This is a genomic window from Wolbachia endosymbiont (group A) of Phasia obesa (assembly GCF_964028125.1).
Classification (GTDB): domain Bacteria; phylum Pseudomonadota; class Alphaproteobacteria; order Rickettsiales; family Anaplasmataceae; genus Wolbachia; species Wolbachia pipientis.
In genome coordinates this window covers 541,265-558,738 of sequence record NZ_OZ034764.1, presented here as the reverse complement: position 1 = coordinate 558,738, position 17,474 = coordinate 541,265, and the positions used below count along the sequence as shown (strand labels likewise).

Genomic DNA, 17,474 nt, shown 5'->3' with positions numbered 1-17,474 from the left:
TATTATTTAAAACACACGACACAAAACTTCTCCACCAACCTTTAACTTATGTGCATTATAATCAGTCATCACTCCTTTGGGTGTCGATATAATAAAAATACCAAGACCATTATATGCTTTAGAAATGTCCTTATACTTAGAATAACGACGACAACCAGGCTTTGACACCCTAACTATGTCACTAATTACAGGTGACTTCTCATAATACTTCAATTTTACAATGAAAGAAGGTAAATTATCTACAACTTGCTTTTCATAATCAAGGATATACCCTTCCTCTTTTAAAATCTCCAATATAGAAGAATTCATCTTAGAAAATAGTACCCTTGTTGCCCTATGCATTGCCAATTGAGCATTACGTATCCTTGTTAAAAAATCACCAATACTATCAGATAACGCCACAATATACTCCTTATATTATATTTACCAACTAGACTTTGTAACTCCTGGAATTTGCCCAAAAGAACATAAATCACGCAAAACAATTCTACATAAACCAAATTTTCTATATACTCCTCTTGGTCTCCCAGTTAAAGCACACCTATTTCTAATTTTGGTTTTAGAAGAATTTCTAGGCAATTTTTTAATTAATTTATTTTGAGCTGTAAACCTTTCTACAATAGACAAATTCTTATTATTTATTATAGATTTCAATTTTTCTCTTTTTTCTTTATATTGATCGCACAACTTTATTCTGCGAAGATTTCTTTCTATCATAGATTTTTTTGCCATATATTTCTCCTCTCAATTAATCAAAAAAAGGAAATTTAAGAGCCAGTAATAATTCCTTTGCTTCCTTATCACTAACTGCACTTGTTATAATATTAATATCCATACCTCTAATTTTACTTATTTTATCATAGTCTATTTCTAAAAACGAGATATGTTCCTTTATACCAAAGGAAAAATTACCATTACCGTCAAATTGCTTCACACTAAATCCTCTAAAATCTTTCTCCCTTGGCAAAGCAATATATATCAATCTTTCTAAAAACTCATACATTTTATCTCTACGCAAAGTTACTTTGCAACCTACTGTAGCACCTTTTCTGATCTTGAAGCCAGAAATAGATTTTTTTGCAAAAGTTGATAAAGGCTTCTGCCCAGCAATCAAATATAGGCTATCAAGTGGTTCATTTATTGCTTTACTATCTGTAGCAGCATCTCCAACGCCCATATTGATACACACCTTGACAAGTTTAGGCACTTGCATTATATTGCCGTAATTAAACTTATCCTTCAAGGACTTTACTATGCTATCTTTATACAATTCTTTAAACATATCAACCTAATCTATCACTTCTCCAGAAACTTTTGCAAAACGCACTTTTCTACCGTCTATAACCTTAAACCCCACTCTAGTTGGAGTTTTATATTTAGGGTCCAATGTTGCAACGTTGGATATATCAATAGCTAACTCTTTATTTAATATACCACCACTACTACCAGCTTTTGGTTTAGTATGTCTCTTATGCACATTCACTCCAGAAACAATTACTTTCTTTTTAGCATCACGTGCTATAACTTTGATTACCTTACCAATTTTTCCCTTATCTTTACCAGTTAAAACTATAACGTTGTCACCACTTTTTATTTTAGCACTCATTATAAAACCTCAACAGCTAATGACATTATCTTCATAAAAGAACCAGATGATAACTTTTTTACCGGACCAAACACCCGAGTGCCAAGTGGTTCACCTTGATCATTAATCAAAACTACAGCATTGCTAGAAAAACGAATTACAGAACCATCAGATTTTCTAATAGGGCTTTTCACCCTCACCACAACTGCTCTATATACTTTTCCCTTCTCAACTTTCCCTCTTGGAGTAATAGATTTAGTAGATACAATAACTGTGTCACCTATAGATGCAGATTTTCTACCACCCAATAAACCAATACAAAGCACTGCACGCGCACCAGAATTATCAGCTACTTCCAACAATGTATTTTTTTGAATCATATAAATATCCTATTCAATGTGAGCTATTAACAATAACCCATTTTTTAGTAGTAGAAATAGGCTTGTGTTCTTGTATTAAAACCTTGTCCCCTTCTTTACAACTATTATTCTCATCATGTGCTGTATACTTCTTGTATTTTTTTATAACCTTTTTATACAGCTCATCCTTATACACTTGTAATACCGAAACCTTTACAGTCTTATCACACTTAGCCTTAGTTACAGTACCACAAAAAACCTTTTTAGGCATTCTTTTCCTCTCTTCTTCTTTTATTTAATGTAGTTAAAATACGAGCTATGCTCTTTCTTATTAAGCTAAAACGCGAAATATTGTTGCACTGGCCCAGCTTCTTTTGAAAAACCAAATTAACAAACTCTTTTCTCAAATTCACAAGAATTTCATGCAATTCTTGCGAGGACCTCGATTCAATGTCAGCTATATCCATTGCAACTCCATTTAATTATGATTAGATACAAATTTACACTTCATAGGAAGCTTAGCAGTTGCCTTTTCAAGCGCCAATCTTGCTAAATGCATGGGAACATCACTGCTAATTTCAAACAACATTCTACCGGGCTTAGCTTTAAATACCCAAAACTCAACACTACCTTTCCCTTTACCCATACGCACATCCGCCGGCTTTTTACTAACAGGGGTATCAGGAAAAATTCTTATCCACACTTTACCAGAGCGTTTTAATGTTCTAGATATTACACGCCTTGCAGTTTCAATATGCTTAGATTGAATCCTACCTGCTTCCATAGCCTTTAGACCATAATCTCCAAAAGATAATGTGCTACCACCTTTCGTGTTACCCTTAATTCGTCCTTTAAATACTTTTTTATATTTACTTTTTTTAGGAATAAACATTTCAATATACCTAATTAGTTACCAATATAAACCCAGACCTTAACTCCTATGATGCCATATATAGTTTTTGCTTCAGCAAAAGCATAATCTATATTAGCACGTAAAGTATGCAAAGGCAAACGGCCTTCTTTATACCACTCAGTACGAGCTATCTCAGCTCCGCCAAGGCGCCCAGAACAACTTACTTTAATACCTCTAGCACCCATCCTCAAACAACTTTGAATAGCTTTTTTCATCGCTCTTCTAAATGAAACCCTTTTTTCTAACTGCTGTGCAATGCTGTTTGATATTAAAACTGCATCTATTTCAGACCTTTTAACCCCTACTACATTCACTTCCACATTATTTTTTACTTTTTCAGCTATCTTTTGCTTTATCTTCTCAATATCCGAGCCTTTCTTACCTATTATCACTCCAGGTCTAGAAGAATGTATTATTACAGATACCAAATCGATCGTACGCTCTATAATTACTTTAGAAACACCAGCATGCTTAAAAGATTCATTTATATAACTGCGAATAGATAAATCTTGATGCAACCCTTGTTTATAACCCTTCTCAGCATACCAAATAGATGACCAAGTATTAATTATTTTTAACCTAAATCCTTTAGGATTAACGTTTCCCATATTTTTGCACTTTCCTTATTAATTTTCTATTTTTATGAATCATATAATTTCCCCCAATTTTACAGTTATATTACTATAACGTTTACTAACTCTATTAGCTCTACCCATAGCTTTTGGACATACCCTACGCAAAGTAAGAGACTTACCTATTAAAATTTCTTTTATATATAAATTATCGATATCCAATCCATAATTTTGAGCATTAGCAATCGCAGAATTTAATACCTTCCTTATAAGACCTGCAGCTTTCTTTTCACAAAATCTTAATTGCACAGTGGCAAAAGAAACTTTTTTATTACGTACTAAACCAGCAACCAAATTCAATTTACGAGGAGTTGATTTTAAAACCCTAGAACCAGCTTTAACTATTACATCTCTGTTTTTCATATCAATTACCTTCTTGTCGCCTTTTTATCACCACTATGCCCAGTAAATTTACGAGTGGGTGAAAACTCACCAAACTTATGACCTATCATATTCTGATCATTAACATTCACAGGAATGTAATCCTTACCATTATAAACAGCAAACTTTAAACCTAAACAATTAGGAAGAATTACAGAAGCCCTGGAATGAACTTTTATAGCCATGTTAACAAACCCCTTGTTTAAAGCATTATTCACCGACTTTAATATAGAAGGATGACAAAAAGGAGGCTTCCATGCAGATCTACTCATAAACTAACCTTTCAATTGTTTTATATACTTATCACTAGATTTATTTCTCCTTCGAGTTTTCTTTCCTTTTGTTGCAACACCCCAAGGAGTAACAGGATGACGACCACCAGAGGTTTTTCCTTCCCCGCCTCCATGAGGATGGTCAACCGGATTCATTGCAACTCCACGTACAGTAGGTCTAATCCCAAGCCACCTACTTCTCCCAGCTTTACCCAACTTTCTATTCTTATGGTCAGGGTTAGATACTACACCAATAGTAGCCTTGCAAGAAGATAAAATCAACCTAATTTGACCAGACCTGAGTCGTAATAAAACATATTGGCCATCACGACCAACGATTTGTGCATAACAACCAGCAGCTCTAGCAATCGCAGCACCATTACCTGGCTTCAGCTCAACATTATGAACGAAAGAACCAACAGGTATATGCTTGAGTAGTAAACAATTCCCTGGCAAAATATCAGCATCATTCCCAGCTGTAACAACATCACCTGGCTTCATACCTTGAGGAGCTAATATATAAGACTTAATATCATCTTCCTTATATGATATTAACGCCAAAAACCCACTTCTATTTGGGTCATACTCTATTTTTTCAACTATACCTTGACCACTTCTATTACGCTTAAAATCTATCACTCTATACTTCTTTTTGTGACCACCACCCCTATGACGAGTCGTAATTCTACCATGATTATTTCTTCCACCACTGGACTTTTTACCGGATGTAAGAGACTTTTCTGGCTCATCTTTTGATAAACCAACTTTACTTACTAACACAGTCCCACGAGAAGACGGAGTAACAGGATTAAAAAATTTCATACCCATACTAAACGCTCATTATATCTAATTTTTGACCATCCATCAAAGAAAAATAAACTTTCTTTTTCTGTTTTTCACAACCAATCACACCCCTAAAACGCCTATATTTAGGCTTAATTCTAACAACATTTATAGAAGAAATTTTAACATCAAATAGAGACTCTATTGCCAACTTTATTTGACGCTTATTTACATTTACAAAAACATACAAAGAATATTTATTAAACTTCTCCCTCAAAAAAGAGGCCTTTTCTGTAATTATAGGAGATTTTATTATATTATTATATTTGATCATAACAATCTACCTTCAAGATGCTTTAAAGTATCCTTTGTCAACATCACGCATTCGTGATTCAATATATCAAAAACATTTAACCCAATAGGTTTGATTAAGTCTACATAGTGCAAGTTTTTAGCCGCACGCAACAAATCATCTCCATAATCACCAACTATCAAAAAGGAAGAAAATTTAAAATTTTTAATACATTTACACATTTCAGACGTTTTCTTCACATCAATATTTAAATTATCCAGAATAATTACTTGATTATTTAAATACTTTAGAGATAAAGCAATTTTTAAACCAAATTTGCGTACCTTCTTATTAAGAGAATAAGTATGACTCCTCACAACAGGGCCGAAAATAATCCCACCACCTCTAAATTGAGGAGATCGCAAGCTCCCTTGTCTTGCCCTACCGGTACGTTTTTGATCATAAGGTTTAGCTGTTGTACCAGAGACATCACTAATACCTTTTGTTTTATGAGTACCAGCTCTTCTCTTCGCTAATTGCCATCTCACTATATCATGCAAAATACTCAATTTTTGCTTAGCAGAAAATATCAAAGGATTGAGCTGAGCAGTACCTACATTATCATTAGATAGATTAACTAAATTACATTCCATAACTAACTTACCAAATTACTAGCATCATCATTTACATCTAACAGTAAACCTACCGGAAAAGGAACATCTTTATGTAAAGATTTTTTAACTGCATCTCTTACAAAAACATAGGAATTTTTAAACCCAGGAACATTATTACCCTTCACAGCAATTATACTATTTTCATGATCAATGGATAATATCTTCATATTTTGTGCAGTTATCCTGCTGTTACCTAAATGACCAGCCATTTTCTTTCCTTTGAATACTCTACCAGGATCCTGACATTGGCCAGTGGAACCTTGTGATCTGTGAGCAATAGAAACACCATGAGATGCCCTAAGCCCACTGAAATTATGCCGCTTCATCACACCAGCAAATCCTTTACCTATAGAATAACCCGTAATATCAAGATATTGACCAACCACAAAATGATTGATTCCCACTTTTTTACCACATTCTATTCCCGACAGGTCATTTAATCTACTTTCGTATAACTTACATTTATTATTTATACCCTTTTTCTTTAAATATTCCAACTGAGGTTTTGCTATATTTTTAAAATCTCCTGTGCCTAAAATGACTGAATTATAGCCACATTTATCTTGTCCTTTTATATCAATAATATAAGTTTCGCTGAGATGCAATAAAGTTACAGCCATGCGACTATTGTCAGAATACATAGCAGTATGACCAATATTCATCATTAGTAAACCAATTCTCCTCAGCGAATTTATTCTCTTCATTTCCTTCTCCTAAACCTTAACTTCCTTGACTTTTAAATCCACTTCTACGCCAGCAGAAAAAGATAAACCTGTAAGCATCTGCATCATAGTAGGAGTAAGATCATGTAAAACAATCAAACGCCTAGAAGTTCTCATTTCAAACTGTTCACGAGATTTTTTATCAACGTGAGGAGATCTATTAACAATAAATTTAGAATCTTTCCTTGGCAACGCAATCGGACCAGATAATTTTGCACTGGACCGCTTTAATTCATCAACAAATTTTCGAACACACTCCTCCAATAAAGAACAATCGAAAGCCTTAATGTTAATATATATATCTTGCTTCATCTTAGTTACTACACTCACTCCAAAATTTCAGAAACAACACCAGAACCAACAGTTCTACCGCCTTCTCTTATCGCAAAACGCAATCCCTTATCCATTGCTATCGGTACTTGCAATTCTACTTCTACACTCACATTATCTCCTGGCATTACCATCTCCTTCCCATCTAGCAATTTTATGCTCCCAGTTACATCCGTTGTCCTTAAATAAAACTGTGGCTGGTAATTCGCAAAAAATGGTGTATGCCTTCCTCCTTCCTCTTTCTTTAATATATAAACCTCCGCCTTAAACTTTCTATGCGGTGTTATCGTCCCCGGTTTCGCTAATACTTGCCCTCTCTCCACTTCTTCTCTTTTTGTTCCTCTTAACAATATTCCTACATTGAGTCCTGCACTTCCCTTATCCAGCAACTTCTTAAACATCTCAACACCTGTGCATATCGTCTTTTGCGTCGCTTTCAGACCTATTATCTCTATCTCTTCTCCCATCTTTATCTCTCCCTTCTCTATTCTTCCTGTTACCACTGTTCCTCGCCCCGATATCGAAAATACATCTTCGATTGGCAATAAAAATGGTAAATCCACAGGCCTTGGTGGAACCGCTACATATTCATCTAACTTTTCCATCAATTTGTCTATTGATTTCTTTCCATATTCGCTGCTGTCATCCTCCAGCGCCTTGAGCGCTGAACCAACCACCACAGGCACTTCATCCCCTGGAAATCCGTATTTACTCAGTAATTCCCTCACTTCCATTTCTACTAAATCTATCATATCAGTATCAGCAACATCAGCTTTATTTATATACACCACGATATATCCAACACCTACCTGCTTCGCCAGCAATATATGCTCTCTCGTTTGTGGCATTGGCCCATCAACCCCCGACACTACCAATATCGCCGCATCCATCTGTGCTGCACCTACTATCATGTTCTTTACATAGTCAGCGTGTCCAGGACAATCAACGTGTGCATAATGCCTTTTTTCCGTCTGATACTCAACATGCGCTGTTGCTATCGTTATCCCCCTCTTCCTTTCTTCTGGCGCTTTATCTATCTGATCGTACGCTACAAAATTTCCATAATGCTTCGTTATCGCCGCTGTTAATGTCGTCTTCCCATGATCCACATGTCCTATTGTTCCCACATTTACATGCGGCTTTCCAAATGCTTCCACTACTGCTGTCATAATTTAAACTTTTCTACCTAAAATACAAATACATCAATAAATAATATGTTGATTTTATAAAAATACAACAAAAAAAAGAGCGGATAGTGGGAATCGAACCCACGTCACTAGCTTGGAAGGCTAGAGCTCTACCATTGAGCTATACCCGCACAATGGAGGAGGTAGGATTCGAACCTACGTACGCTCACGCGGACAGATTTACAGTCTGTTACCTTTAACCACTCGGTCACTCCTCCGCAAAAATTTGTTAAGAGAATACTATTTTAGCATCTTAACTTAAGCTCTTATTGTATTTAATACTAAACCCCTAAAATTAAAAAATCAAGCAATAAAACCTACCCTGATTAAAATCACGCAGATTTCATTTTATACAACACAATATTGTCAATAAAACGTTTAAACAAATAATGCGAATCATGCGTACCTGGCGCTTCTTCTGGATGGTATTGCACAGAAAAGACTGGGTAATCCTTCATCATTATTCCCTCTACACTATTATCAAATAGAGAAATGTGAGTAATTTCAACATTACTTAGAAGAGAAGCTGAATCAACAACGAAACCATGATTTTGGCTAGTGATCTCAACTTTTCCACTAATTACATCATAAACTGGATGGTTACTCCCTCGGTGACCTATATCCATCTTGATGGTCTTTGCCCCCAAAGTAATCGCAAGTAATTGATGGCCCATGCATATGCCAAAAATTGGTATTTTAGATTTTATAATAATGTCTATTTCTGAAACTACACTTTCTCCTATTTCTTGCGGATCACCAGGACCATTTGAAAGCACTATCCCATCTGGATTCATACTCAACACTTTTTGAGCAAAACCTGTGCTTGGTCTGATTAATTCAACTGTACAACCAAGTTCTATTAAGCGTGAAACTATACTGATTTTTACGCCAAAATCAACGATTACAACCCTATATTTTGCATTAAGGTCACTTTTAAAATTACTATGCAAGCTGACTTTATTGGTTATTTCTATCCCATTTACAGATTTGTATTCCTTCAATTTGTCCAACGCATGCGCCTTACTCGATGAGCATATCATTCCATTTTGAGATCCATGTTCTCTCAAATGTCTCGTTAAAGCTCTAGTATCAACTCCTGATATCCCAATCACGTTATTTTTCTCTAACCAATCATTTAAACTGATATATGAAGAAGGGTGGGACATAGAAGAAAGTTCACGCATAACCACACCACTTGCAAAAATTTTCTTTCCTTCATTATCCTTATGGTTTATTCCAACGTTACCAATATGAGGAAAAGTGAACGTTATAATTTGATCGGCAAAAGAAGGATCAGTTATAGTATGCTGATAACCGGTCATACCAGTGGTAAAACAGACCTCACCTATGCATTTGCCTTTTTTACCTACTGATTTTCCCCAAAAGCACTTGCCATCTTGTAAAATTAAAACTGCGTCCTGCACTTCATTATCTATTTAACTGATTCAAAACAGTATACAAGAATTTCAAATAATACGTAACTCTTTCTAAAATTCCAAATTTAACCACGAAGCAGCAAAAAATAACATGAAAAACTTTTAATACAATCTTTCATATAAAATATATAGTTGACTACCTTCATATTTCGTATTAGATATAGGTAAATCATAAGTAAAGTGGAGGGTAATAATGAACACTGGTACAAATCAATCAAAAAAAATAAATGAGAAGTGGTTAGCTGGAGGAATTGGCGCGCTATTATTTGTAATGATGCTACCGTCGATTCTTCTTTTAGCAAAAATAGCTATAGAGCTAATTATGGTTTCAGTTGCAGCAATAGCGATAAAAGTTGCCTTAAAAACAATATCGAATGCTTTAGAGGATAAACAGGCAGATCAAAGCCAAGCGACGCAACAAACAACACAAAGTAAAATTATAAACCTGGCTATTGGATTAACATCTATATTCGTAGGAGGATTATTACTATTCATTATAGCACAAACTGGCTTAATTGCAGCATGTGCAGCTATAACTGCTTTAGCTCTACACGAATATGTTAAAAATCAAGAAATAGGAAAAGAGATAAATGATAAATTCGATAAGGTAGCTGACGATACAATCAATTTTATTGTTAGCAGTGTTGAAAAACTTATTCCAACAAAGCCGCCAGGCATAACAGCCTAAACTGTCTCCGTTCAGGGCATAAGTGTTACAAGTAGCATTATATAAAGCGATTAATGGCATCCTCCTGATAATAGAATAATTGTATCTGTTCAGGGGCATCGCAAATATTGAAGCAAAAGTGGTCAGTGCTTACTATACGAATATTGTGATTTGAATCCACTAGGGAGGATGTCATCCCAGTGCCCAGACACTGGGATCCAGGAATTTTGATTAGAGATTAAATTGGTGAGTATAAAAGTAGCTAATCCTACGTTAAAATACAACGTTTTTAATGGGACTGCGTAAAAGGGCTGGATTCCAGTGTCAAGCACTGGAATGACACCTTTGTGTTTGAGGCAAAACCTGCTATAACATTTCTTCGCAAACAAACGTTCGTACAGTTATGTATCAGCTACTTTCATGGCACCATTTGTTGTAAACTCACATTTCTCTATGATTATCTTTATTTGCCGCTTTCCCGAACGGATGCTCTACAGTTATTTCCTCATTAATAGAGCGAGGTGCACCGGAACCAGGTACAACGATATTCTCGTGCGATTGCATATCCTTCTTTTCCTCACATGGTGTTTGCTTAATGAAATGTGCTGCTAAAACTTCATGTAAAGCTTTACCTTTTATAAGCACAGCCTCGTTTTGCTTAGCTAACTCTAAAATTTTCTTTGGTTCAACATCTTTACCGTCAATAGTTGATTTTTTAATACTAACTTGACCTAAATTTATATTTAGAACAACAGTACAGTTAAGGTCTTTTCCAGATTCATCTTTTGCACCCCAACTAATTTCGATGTCACATATTGCAAATTTTGTAAAGGAGTAGTTCCTCTATTGTTTCTCATTCTTCTCAATTGTTACTATTCTTTCACCATTGCTGTATATTTTTGCTCTTTTTACCTCGCTTTTCTCTTCTTCCATTCTTTTAGTTTTTTCAGTGAAAAGACGACTGGTTTCTAAACTTTGTTCAGGTTTAGTAATGTTGATATTAAGATGGTCATAATGATTAAGAAGACGGTTTGCATATGGACATGGCACATAACACCCATCAAAGAAAGCAATTGCACTACCAGTTTTTAGAAATTCTTGTCCATCGCTCATTCCTTCACCAATTCGAATAAGATATCTACCCAACCTCTTTTTAAAATTTTCTTTTAACTCCTCCTGATCTTTAGAAGTAAGCTTCTTATCCAATATACCCATTATTTCTTTTCGCTTACTCAATACCACATAATTGAAAAGGAAAATATCATCCTCTCGATAATAATTTGCTATCTTGTCAAATGGATCTGCCGGCCAACCGTTATTATAATTTACAGAATCAGAAGAATCTTCACACTTATTATCCTTAAAATCAAAATTCAATCTTTCAAAATCTGATAATACTTTTTCTGCCCTATCTTCAAAAGACCGAAGTCCATCTTGAAGTTCTTTTCCATAACTCATTCCTTTGTCAATTTGAAGAACATATTGACCATATTTCTTTCTAAACTCCTCCTGTTCTTCGAGGAGAGGAAGATTCCTATCTAATATATCGATTATTTCTTTCCGCTTATTCAATATTACATAGTTAAAAAGGGCACTCTCCCCCTTCTTTTCATAATCGTCTGCTATTTTGTCAAAACACTTATTATCCTTAAACTCCAATTCCTCAAAATCTGAGAGCACACTTTGTACCTGAGTCTCATCGAATTGAAGATTTGCTTGAGGAGATAGAAGAGTCAACTTTTCTTCACTTTCCTTGGTACTCGAATTTTTGAAAAAACCATTCAATAGATTTACAATACTAGAAAACATTTCACACCTCTATTGTTATAAGTAAACTTAATTATATCTTAATGCTAAATGTTGTAAAGCTAAAATTAGAAACTAAAAAAGCTAACATAAGTTCTGCATTGTTTGCAGCTTTATCAGGTTGTTAGGTAGAATTATTAAAGAACTAGTTGAACATATGTTATCAACTCCATCCACAAGTTCTCCGCTTGTTACTCCAGTTGCAATGAACACTGATTCACCTCTTGCCATATCTTTTACGGCGTAGACTTTTTCTGGGTCATCAATATTTAAATTTTTTGCTCTTTCTTTTAACTGATCTGTGTCAAATATCAATCTTCCCTCCATCTGCCCACCGATTGAACTCAGCGCTGCAGCCGCAAGCACCCCTTCTGGTGCCCCTCCTATTCCGATATACATATCATGATTGCCATTTACTAGTGAAACTACGGCCACAATATCACCATCATCTATTAGTTTAATTTTTGCTCCTAACTTCCTGATTTTTACTATTAATTCATTGTGCCTTTCACGATTAAGTATAGTTACCACGAGATCATTTACTTTGCATTTTTTTGCCTTGGCTAAATTGTCTAGATTCTTTTCAATGCTATTTTTTAGTGAGACTACACCCTCTGGAAGATTTTTTCCTACCGCTATTTTTTCCATATAAACATCAGGTGCATGTAAAAAATTACCTTTTTTCGTTGCAGCAAGAACAGACATTGCCCCTGGTTTGTAATGAGCACAAATCGTAGTGCCCTCAAGTGGGTCAACGGCAATGTCGATTTCAGGACCATTTCCAGTGCCAACCTTCTCGCCAATATATAGCATCGGTGCTTCATCTCTCTCACCTTCACCAATTACGATAGTACCATTTATTTCCATTGAATTTAATACTGTACGCATTGCATCAACTGCAACCTGATCAGCCTTTTTTTCATCGCCGAAGCCTGCTAGTTTATATGCAGCAAGCGCCGCAGCTTCGGTCACTTTAACTAATTTATAGGCTAAATCTTCCATCATTTGCTTTAAGAACTATATTCAATATGTATCATGATATATCATGCTGCTTGAAACTGCAATATGTCTTGACTGATTATTAGGGAGTTGATATAATATAAGCATTATAGTAGTGGGATTATAGTTATGGCATATAGTGATGATGATGTTAGAAATTTCTATCTAGATATAGATAGAATTACAGGACGTGATAACACAGTTACTAGTTTGGAAGAACTAAAAAAGAGGTTAAGGAAAGAAGTTAATTTTCAAGATGAATGTGAAGGAGGCAATTCATTAGGGAACCTACTTCTAAAACATGCAACCGAAAATAACAACCCACGCGTTAAGGATTTTCTCCTCCAAAATGGGTGTGAACCCCTTCAACAAGAGCAAATAACCGCAGCAATAAACAAGGAAGAAGAGGCACCTAATGTGGAAGAGAATAGAGCAGACAGTAATGAAGTAGATTCTAGTAACTTCATAAACCCTGGTATGACTGCTGAAGTACTTTACGAGCAACTAATACAAGGGAAAGAAACAAATCTGGCAATTTTTGACTCGTTTGCAAATGCTGTAAGAGAGTCCAATATTACCGGCGATCGTGGCATATTTCTAGATGTTGTAAAATTGTTTACAGATTTAGATGCTGTAATCCATCTTACAGATACTGCTTCCAGAACTATATTGGGCATAGCTACAATAACAAAACAAGCTGACGTTGTTAAGGTACTTTTGGATAGTGGCAAATTTTATGAAGAAGAAAAATTTAACGCTCTGTGTCTTGCTATTACTCAGGATAATGCCCAAGAAGCTGAGCTAATTTTAGGTTACGTGAGTCCTGCAAACAGGAAAGAGGCTTTACAAGTGGCCATACAGGTAGGTAAAACTGAAATTGTTAATGCGTTCTTGAATAGAGGTAAGCTTAATGAAGAAAATAGAGCAGAACCCAGCAGCAGTAATGGAAACATTGGTAGTAGACCTGTAGCAACAGTGCCTCCAGTTAGTACTAATGGTGATAATCGCAATCACGACAATGAAATACCTGTAGTAACAGAGACTAACCAAACTACCACGCCAAATAGTGATAATGTTAATGGCCAATCAAATCATAATAACAAAAATAAAACGCCTGTAATACCAGAGGCTAAGCAAACTGCCACACCAAATAATGATAATAAAGCTAACGGCTTTGTAGATGCTCAATTTTCTGTGCCAAATGAAAAAGAAGCTAAATATAAAAAAAGCAAGGAAAATTTTTACACCTCATTAACAAAAGATGTTGTTGGAGTTGTTATTACAGGATTATTCATTACTGCTGCTGTGATGGTTCCATTTGTAACTGGTGCAGTGATTTGTGGTGTTATAGCTGCTTTGGTTGCAATAGCTACCGGGTTGCATGTAAAAAATTCTACATTACCAAGCTATAGAGAAATGGAAGAAAATAAAGTTGAACACGTCCAAAAAACTGCAAAAACGTTGTGATTCAATTTCGCTAGGGAGGATGTTATGCCAGTGCGTGACACTGGCATCTAATTTACCCAACACACTTAGATTTTATGCTAAACTGTGCTGCCACTAACTTTGCAACCGGCACTCTATAGGGTGAGCATGAAACATAATCCACCCCTGATTCGATGAGAAACTCTATAGATTTTGGATCTGCTCCATGCTCTCCACATATACCCAGTTTTATTTCTTTTCGGGTTTTTTTGCCTCTTTCAATGGCCATCTTGATTAACTCCCCTACCCCTTCGATGTCCAGCACTTCAAATGGGTCGTTTTCGAATATGTTGCTTTCCTTATAAGAATCGAGGAAATTAACTGAATCATCTCTTGAAAGTCCCATGGTTGTTTGCGTTAAATCATTAGTGCCAAAACTAAAGAACTCTGCATGTTTTGCTAACTTATCAGCAATCAGTGCTGCTCGTGGTAGCTCTATCATTGTTCCAATTGAGTACGCCTTGTCTGATGTCATTCCAGCGCGTGACGCTGGAATCTGCTTCTTGATCCTAGCTGAGATGACAGAGGATTCTTTCTTCACTAACTCGCATATCAAAACAAACTCTTTCTCATTCATGATAAAGGGGACCATGATTTCAGGCTCCACTTCTATCTTCTTTTCTTTCTTTAATTCACTTGCAGCACTAAGTATTGCCCTAATCTGCATGCTATATATTTCAGGATGAGAAATGGCAAGTCTACAACCTCGATGGCCAAGCATTGGGTTCTTTTCTGATAACTGTGCTATTTTATTTTTTACTGATTCAACTGACTTACTAAGTGATTTGGCGATTTTTTCTATAGTAGACTGATTATTGGGTAAAAATTCATGCAAAGGTGGATCAAGCAACCGTATAGTGACCTCCCTGCCCTCCATAATAGAAAATATTTCTTTGAAATCAGACTTTTGCATTTCTTCCAGTTTAATGAGCGCATTTGCCCTTTCATTTTCATCGTCAGCCATTATCAACTTTTGAATGAATTCGATTCTATCACTAGCGAAAAACATATGTTCTGTGCGACATAAGCCTATACCTTCTGCACCGAATTCTTTTGCAATTTTTGCGTCTTTTGGAGTATCAGCGTTCGCTCTCACTTTGACCGTTTTGATTTCATCTATCCAGTTGATTATCGTTTTGAATTCTTGCGATAATTCAGGTGAAATTGTAGGAAGAATGCCAAGCATAACCTCCCCTGTTCCTCCGTTGATGGTAATTGGTTCACCTTTATTTACTTTTGTATCCCCCACAGAAAAGAAAGTTCCATCTTTATCGATATAAAGTCCACTTACACTGCAAATGCATGGCTTACCCATTCCACGGGTTACAACAGCAGCGTGCGAGGTCATCCCTCCCCGTGCTGTTACTATGCCACTTGCAGCATTCATTCCATTAATATCTTCAGGACTCGTTTCTGACCTTACTAAAATCACTTTTTTACCCTGCTCTGCAGCTTTTTCAGCATCACTTGCACTAAACACTACATATCCAGAAGCAACCCCTGGAGAAGCCGGCAGTCCCTTCCCTATTACTTTTTGGTCACTCTTAACGTCAAGAACTGGATGCAATAAATTGTCAAAAGTTTTTGGATCAATTCTCAATATTCCTTCTTCTTTTGTAATCGTTCCTTCGTTTACCATATCAACTATTATGCGAATAGCAGCTTCAGCCGTGCGCTTGCCAGACCTAGTCTGCAAAATCCATAATTTACCGTCCTGTACAGTAAATTCGATATCCTGCATGTCTTTATAATGCCTTTCAAGTTTTTCACATACCGCGCATAATTCCAGGTAGACACTTGGCAGCAACTTCTCCATGGTGTTTTTTTGCTCTCCGTCAATTGGCATAGGAGTATAAACACCAGAAACCACATCCTCACCCTGAGCATTAACCAAAAACTCACCAAAAAGCTTTTTTTCCCCAGTTGAAGGATTTCGTGTAAATATCACACCAGTTGCAGAATTATCATTTAAATTACCAAAAACCATTGCTTGCACGTTGACCGCTGTTCCAAGGTTTTCAGGAATATTATGTATTTTTCTATAGGAAACAGCCCTATCATTTTTCCAAGAAGCAAATACTGCATTAACTGAGTTTAACAATTGCTCTTCAACGTTCTGCGGGAAATGTTTCTCAGTTTTTTCATATACTATCTTTTTAAAATCGTTAACAATTCTCTTTAAAACATCAACATCAAGATCAGCTAAGCTTTTTGCTCCACTCTTTTGCTGCTCATTATCAATAACATCTTGAAATAGGTGATGATCAAGCTGTAGTACAACATTGGAGTACATCATGATGAAACGGCAGTAGCTATCGTAAGCAAAACGTTCGCCACTTTTTTTTGCAAGCCCAACAACGGTTTCATCATTTAGACCAACATTTAAAATAGTATCAAGCATGCCCGGCATTGAACTAACACTACCAGAGCGTATGGAAATTAATAAGGGATTATTTAAATCCCCAAATTTACAACCGATGTCATTTTCGAGCATCGTCATGTAGTTTTTAATTCCACTACATATGTCATTCCAGTGCGTGACCACATTTTTTTCTGGATCCGAGTAATCAGATACTTGGATGACAGAAGATCTATTGTCTTGATAATAGACTTTGCAAGCAGAGGTGGAAATTGTGAAACCAGGTGGAACAGGAATGCCAACATTGCACATTTCTGCTAAATTTGCCCCCTTTCCTCCCAGCAGATTTTTCATTTCTGCATTGCCTTCGCATTTACCCTGGCTAAAGTAATGTATTAACTTTTCCCCCATCATTTTCTCCGGATTTTCACTGATAAACACATTGTACATATAGTTCCAATAAACCTGTGAGAACTTGAAACCTTAGGATAATAAATTTTACAAAATTTTGCAACAACGTTCCCTCTGGCAACATCAGTAAAGTTAACAAAAAAGATGACAAATTATTGAATTATTATCAATAAGAATATAT

The 17,474-nt window shown here is 35.8% G+C and carries 24 protein-coding genes and 2 tRNA genes; 2 read left to right on the top strand and 24 right to left on the bottom strand.

The annotated features are described in order from the left end of the window. Positions 1 to 6: 6 nt before the first annotated feature. The 20 genes from rpsH to carA form a co-directional block, all read right to left on the bottom strand. Positions 7 to 402, bottom strand: coding sequence for a 30S ribosomal protein S8 (gene rpsH, locus ABWU29_RS02850; protein WP_007551150.1), 396 nt, complete (start codon positions 400 to 402; stop codon positions 7 to 9). A 21-nt stretch (positions 403 to 423) separates the two neighbouring features. Beyond that, on the bottom strand, positions 424 to 732 hold the full coding sequence (gene rpsN / locus ABWU29_RS02845; protein ID WP_006279345.1) for a 30S ribosomal protein S14: 309 nt from the start codon (positions 730 to 732) through the stop codon (positions 424 to 426). Between the two features lie 16 nt (positions 733 to 748). Next, positions 749 to 1,282 carry a 50S ribosomal protein L5 gene (gene rplE, locus ABWU29_RS02840; RefSeq protein ID WP_010962750.1) on the bottom strand — a complete coding sequence of 178 codons (534 nt, stop codon included), beginning with the start codon at positions 1,280 to 1,282 and terminating at the stop codon, positions 749 to 751. A 6-nt stretch (positions 1,283 to 1,288) separates the two neighbouring features. After that, on the bottom strand, positions 1,289 to 1,606 hold the full coding sequence (gene rplX, locus ABWU29_RS02835; protein ID WP_141456928.1) for a 50S ribosomal protein L24: 318 nt from the start codon (positions 1,604 to 1,606) through the stop codon (positions 1,289 to 1,291). Then, entirely contained in the window at positions 1,606 to 1,965 is a 360-nt protein-coding gene (gene rplN, locus ABWU29_RS02830) for a 50S ribosomal protein L14 (RefSeq protein WP_006279348.1), read from the bottom strand. The genes rplX and rplN overlap by 1 nt, the downstream gene beginning before the upstream one ends. 13 nt (positions 1,966 to 1,978) lie before the next feature. Then, a complete protein-coding gene (gene rpsQ / locus ABWU29_RS02825) occupies positions 1,979 to 2,215 on the bottom strand; it encodes a 30S ribosomal protein S17 (protein ID WP_007549925.1) in 237 nt (78 codons plus the stop codon). Further along, positions 2,208 to 2,411: a 50S ribosomal protein L29 gene (rpmC, locus tag ABWU29_RS02820; RefSeq protein WP_006279350.1), complete on the bottom strand. Its 204-nt coding sequence runs from the start codon at positions 2,409 to 2,411 to the stop codon at positions 2,208 to 2,210. Before rpmC ends, rpsQ begins: the two co-directional genes overlap by 8 nt. An 11-nt stretch (positions 2,412 to 2,422) precedes the next feature. Then, positions 2,423 to 2,836 carry a 50S ribosomal protein L16 gene (gene rplP, locus ABWU29_RS02815; protein ID WP_010962752.1) on the bottom strand — a complete coding sequence of 138 codons (414 nt, stop codon included), beginning with the start codon at positions 2,834 to 2,836 and terminating at the stop codon, positions 2,423 to 2,425. A gap of 14 nt (positions 2,837 to 2,850) precedes the next feature. Next, positions 2,851 to 3,465, bottom strand: a complete 615-nt coding sequence (gene rpsC / locus ABWU29_RS02810; protein WP_010962753.1) for a 30S ribosomal protein S3 — start codon at positions 3,463 to 3,465, stop codon at positions 2,851 to 2,853. 39 nt (positions 3,466 to 3,504) lie between these two features. After that, on the bottom strand, positions 3,505 to 3,852 hold the full coding sequence (gene rplV, locus ABWU29_RS02805) for a 50S ribosomal protein L22 (protein ID WP_007549821.1): 348 nt from the start codon (positions 3,850 to 3,852) through the stop codon (positions 3,505 to 3,507). Positions 3,853 to 3,857: 5 nt separating this feature from the next. After that, complete coding sequence (rpsS, locus tag ABWU29_RS02800; RefSeq protein ID WP_006279181.1) at positions 3,858 to 4,142, bottom strand: 30S ribosomal protein S19; 285 nt, start codon at positions 4,140 to 4,142, stop codon at positions 3,858 to 3,860. 3 nt (positions 4,143 to 4,145) lie between these two features. After that, positions 4,146 to 4,970 (bottom strand): 50S ribosomal protein L2, encoded by an 825-nt coding sequence (gene rplB / locus ABWU29_RS02795; RefSeq protein WP_015589143.1) that lies wholly within the window; start codon positions 4,968 to 4,970, stop codon positions 4,146 to 4,148. 1 nt (position 4,971) lies between these two features. Continuing rightward, positions 4,972 to 5,259, bottom strand: a complete 288-nt coding sequence (locus tag ABWU29_RS02790; RefSeq protein ID WP_015589144.1) for a 50S ribosomal protein L23 — start codon at positions 5,257 to 5,259, stop codon at positions 4,972 to 4,974. Further along, complete coding sequence (rplD, locus tag ABWU29_RS02785; protein WP_015589145.1) at positions 5,256 to 5,870, bottom strand: 50S ribosomal protein L4; 615 nt, start codon at positions 5,868 to 5,870, stop codon at positions 5,256 to 5,258. The genes ABWU29_RS02790 and rplD overlap by 4 nt, the downstream gene beginning before the upstream one ends. A 2-nt stretch (positions 5,871 to 5,872) precedes the next feature. After that, positions 5,873 to 6,595 carry a 50S ribosomal protein L3 gene (gene rplC / locus ABWU29_RS02780; protein ID WP_006279218.1) on the bottom strand — a complete coding sequence of 241 codons (723 nt, stop codon included), beginning with the start codon at positions 6,593 to 6,595 and terminating at the stop codon, positions 5,873 to 5,875. 9 nt (positions 6,596 to 6,604) lie between these two features. After that, on the bottom strand, positions 6,605 to 6,925 hold the full coding sequence (gene rpsJ / locus ABWU29_RS02775; RefSeq protein ID WP_012673184.1) for a 30S ribosomal protein S10: 321 nt from the start codon (positions 6,923 to 6,925) through the stop codon (positions 6,605 to 6,607). 14 nt (positions 6,926 to 6,939) lie between these two features. Next, positions 6,940 to 8,112, bottom strand: coding sequence for an elongation factor Tu (gene tuf / locus ABWU29_RS02770; RefSeq protein ID WP_353280111.1), 1,173 nt, complete (start codon positions 8,110 to 8,112; stop codon positions 6,940 to 6,942). A 78-nt stretch (positions 8,113 to 8,190) separates the two neighbouring features. Next, positions 8,191 to 8,261 (bottom strand) — tRNA-Gly (locus tag ABWU29_RS02765). 4 nt (positions 8,262 to 8,265) lie between these two features. Next, a tRNA-Tyr gene (locus tag ABWU29_RS02760) sits at positions 8,266 to 8,348 on the bottom strand. A 114-nt stretch (positions 8,349 to 8,462) separates the two neighbouring features. Next, positions 8,463 to 9,554, bottom strand: coding sequence for a glutamine-hydrolyzing carbamoyl-phosphate synthase small subunit (carA, locus tag ABWU29_RS02755; protein WP_015589146.1), 1,092 nt, complete (start codon positions 9,552 to 9,554; stop codon positions 8,463 to 8,465). 205 nt (positions 9,555 to 9,759) lie between these two features. On the opposite strand from carA, the gene ABWU29_RS02750 reads away from it, so the two are divergent. Next, the gene (locus ABWU29_RS02750; protein ID WP_353280110.1) at positions 9,760 to 10,254 is read left to right on the top strand and encodes a hypothetical protein; all 495 of its coding nucleotides are present in this window, start codon (positions 9,760 to 9,762) and stop codon (positions 10,252 to 10,254) included. A gap of 420 nt (positions 10,255 to 10,674) precedes the next feature. Here ABWU29_RS02750 and ABWU29_RS02745 read toward each other — a convergent pair whose 3' ends face one another. The 3 genes from ABWU29_RS02745 to glpX all read right to left on the bottom strand — a co-directional run bounded on the left by ABWU29_RS02745 (position 10,675) and on the right by glpX (position 13,041). Further along, complete coding sequence (locus ABWU29_RS02745) at positions 10,675 to 10,878, bottom strand: hypothetical protein (protein WP_223823107.1); 204 nt, start codon at positions 10,876 to 10,878, stop codon at positions 10,675 to 10,677. 198 nt (positions 10,879 to 11,076) lie between these two features. Next, on the bottom strand, positions 11,077 to 12,042 hold the full coding sequence (locus ABWU29_RS02740) for a hypothetical protein (RefSeq protein ID WP_255498608.1): 966 nt from the start codon (positions 12,040 to 12,042) through the stop codon (positions 11,077 to 11,079). A gap of 81 nt (positions 12,043 to 12,123) precedes the next feature. Continuing rightward, positions 12,124 to 13,041, bottom strand: a complete 918-nt coding sequence (glpX, locus tag ABWU29_RS02735) for a class II fructose-bisphosphatase (protein ID WP_041573528.1) — start codon at positions 13,039 to 13,041, stop codon at positions 12,124 to 12,126. 126 nt (positions 13,042 to 13,167) lie between these two features. Between glpX and ABWU29_RS02730 the strand changes: the two genes are divergently transcribed. After that, positions 13,168 to 14,505, top strand: a complete 1,338-nt coding sequence (locus ABWU29_RS02730) for a hypothetical protein (protein ID WP_015589149.1) — start codon at positions 13,168 to 13,170, stop codon at positions 14,503 to 14,505. Positions 14,506 to 14,557: 52 nt separating this feature from the next. On the opposite strand, the gene ppdK is transcribed toward ABWU29_RS02730, so the two are convergent. Further along, positions 14,558 to 17,293, bottom strand: a complete 2,736-nt coding sequence (gene ppdK / locus ABWU29_RS02725; protein WP_174516890.1) for a pyruvate, phosphate dikinase — start codon at positions 17,291 to 17,293, stop codon at positions 14,558 to 14,560. Positions 17,294 to 17,474: the final 181 nt, after the last annotated feature.

Excerpts from the sequence above, each read along its gene's own strand:
- rpsN (WP_006279345.1), bottom strand. The coding sequence starts at position 732 with ATGGCAAAAAAATCTATGATAGAAAGAAATCTTCGCAGAATAAAGTTG.
- rplE (WP_010962750.1), bottom strand. The coding sequence starts at position 1,282 with ATGTTTAAAGAATTGTATAAAGATAGCATAGTAAAGTCCTTGAAGGAT.
- rplX (WP_141456928.1), bottom strand. The coding sequence starts at position 1,606 with ATGAGTGCTAAAATAAAAAGTGGTGACAACGTTATAGTTTTAACTGGT.
- rplN (WP_006279348.1), bottom strand. The coding sequence starts at position 1,965 with ATGATTCAAAAAAATACATTGTTGGAAGTAGCTGATAATTCTGGTGCG.
- rpsQ (WP_007549925.1), bottom strand. The coding sequence starts at position 2,215 with ATGCCTAAAAAGGTTTTTTGTGGTACTGTAACTAAGGCTAAGTGTGAT.
- rpmC (WP_006279350.1), bottom strand. The coding sequence starts at position 2,411 with ATGGATATAGCTGACATTGAATCGAGGTCCTCGCAAGAATTGCATGAA.
- rplP (WP_010962752.1), bottom strand. The coding sequence starts at position 2,836 with ATGTTTATTCCTAAAAAAAGTAAATATAAAAAAGTATTTAAAGGACGA.
- rpsC (WP_010962753.1), bottom strand. The coding sequence starts at position 3,465 with ATGGGAAACGTTAATCCTAAAGGATTTAGGTTAAAAATAATTAATACT.
- rplV (WP_007549821.1), bottom strand. The coding sequence starts at position 3,852 with ATGAAAAACAGAGATGTAATAGTTAAAGCTGGTTCTAGGGTTTTAAAA.
- rpsS (WP_006279181.1), bottom strand. The coding sequence starts at position 4,142 with ATGAGTAGATCTGCATGGAAGCCTCCTTTTTGTCATCCTTCTATATTA.
- rplB (WP_015589143.1), bottom strand. The coding sequence starts at position 4,970 with ATGGGTATGAAATTTTTTAATCCTGTTACTCCGTCTTCTCGTGGGACT.
- ABWU29_RS02790 (WP_015589144.1), bottom strand. The coding sequence starts at position 5,259 with ATGATCAAATATAATAATATAATAAAATCTCCTATAATTACAGAAAAG.
- rplD (WP_015589145.1), bottom strand. The coding sequence starts at position 5,870 with ATGGAATGTAATTTAGTTAATCTATCTAATGATAATGTAGGTACTGCT.
- rplC (WP_006279218.1), bottom strand. The coding sequence starts at position 6,595 with ATGAAGAGAATAAATTCGCTGAGGAGAATTGGTTTACTAATGATGAAT.
- rpsJ (WP_012673184.1), bottom strand. The coding sequence starts at position 6,925 with ATGAAGCAAGATATATATATTAACATTAAGGCTTTCGATTGTTCTTTA.
- tuf (WP_353280111.1), bottom strand. The coding sequence starts at position 8,112 with ATGACAGCAGTAGTGGAAGCATTTGGAAAGCCGCATGTAAATGTGGGA.
- ABWU29_RS02750 (WP_353280110.1), top strand. The coding sequence starts at position 9,760 with ATGAACACTGGTACAAATCAATCAAAAAAAATAAATGAGAAGTGGTTA.
- ABWU29_RS02740 (WP_255498608.1), bottom strand. The coding sequence starts at position 12,042 with ATGTTTTCTAGTATTGTAAATCTATTGAATGGTTTTTTCAAAAATTCG.
- glpX (WP_041573528.1), bottom strand. The coding sequence starts at position 13,041 with ATGGAAGATTTAGCCTATAAATTAGTTAAAGTGACCGAAGCTGCGGCG.
- ABWU29_RS02730 (WP_015589149.1), top strand. The coding sequence starts at position 13,168 with ATGGCATATAGTGATGATGATGTTAGAAATTTCTATCTAGATATAGAT.
- ppdK (WP_174516890.1), bottom strand. The coding sequence starts at position 17,293 with ATGGGGGAAAAGTTAATACATTACTTTAGCCAGGGTAAATGCGAAGGC.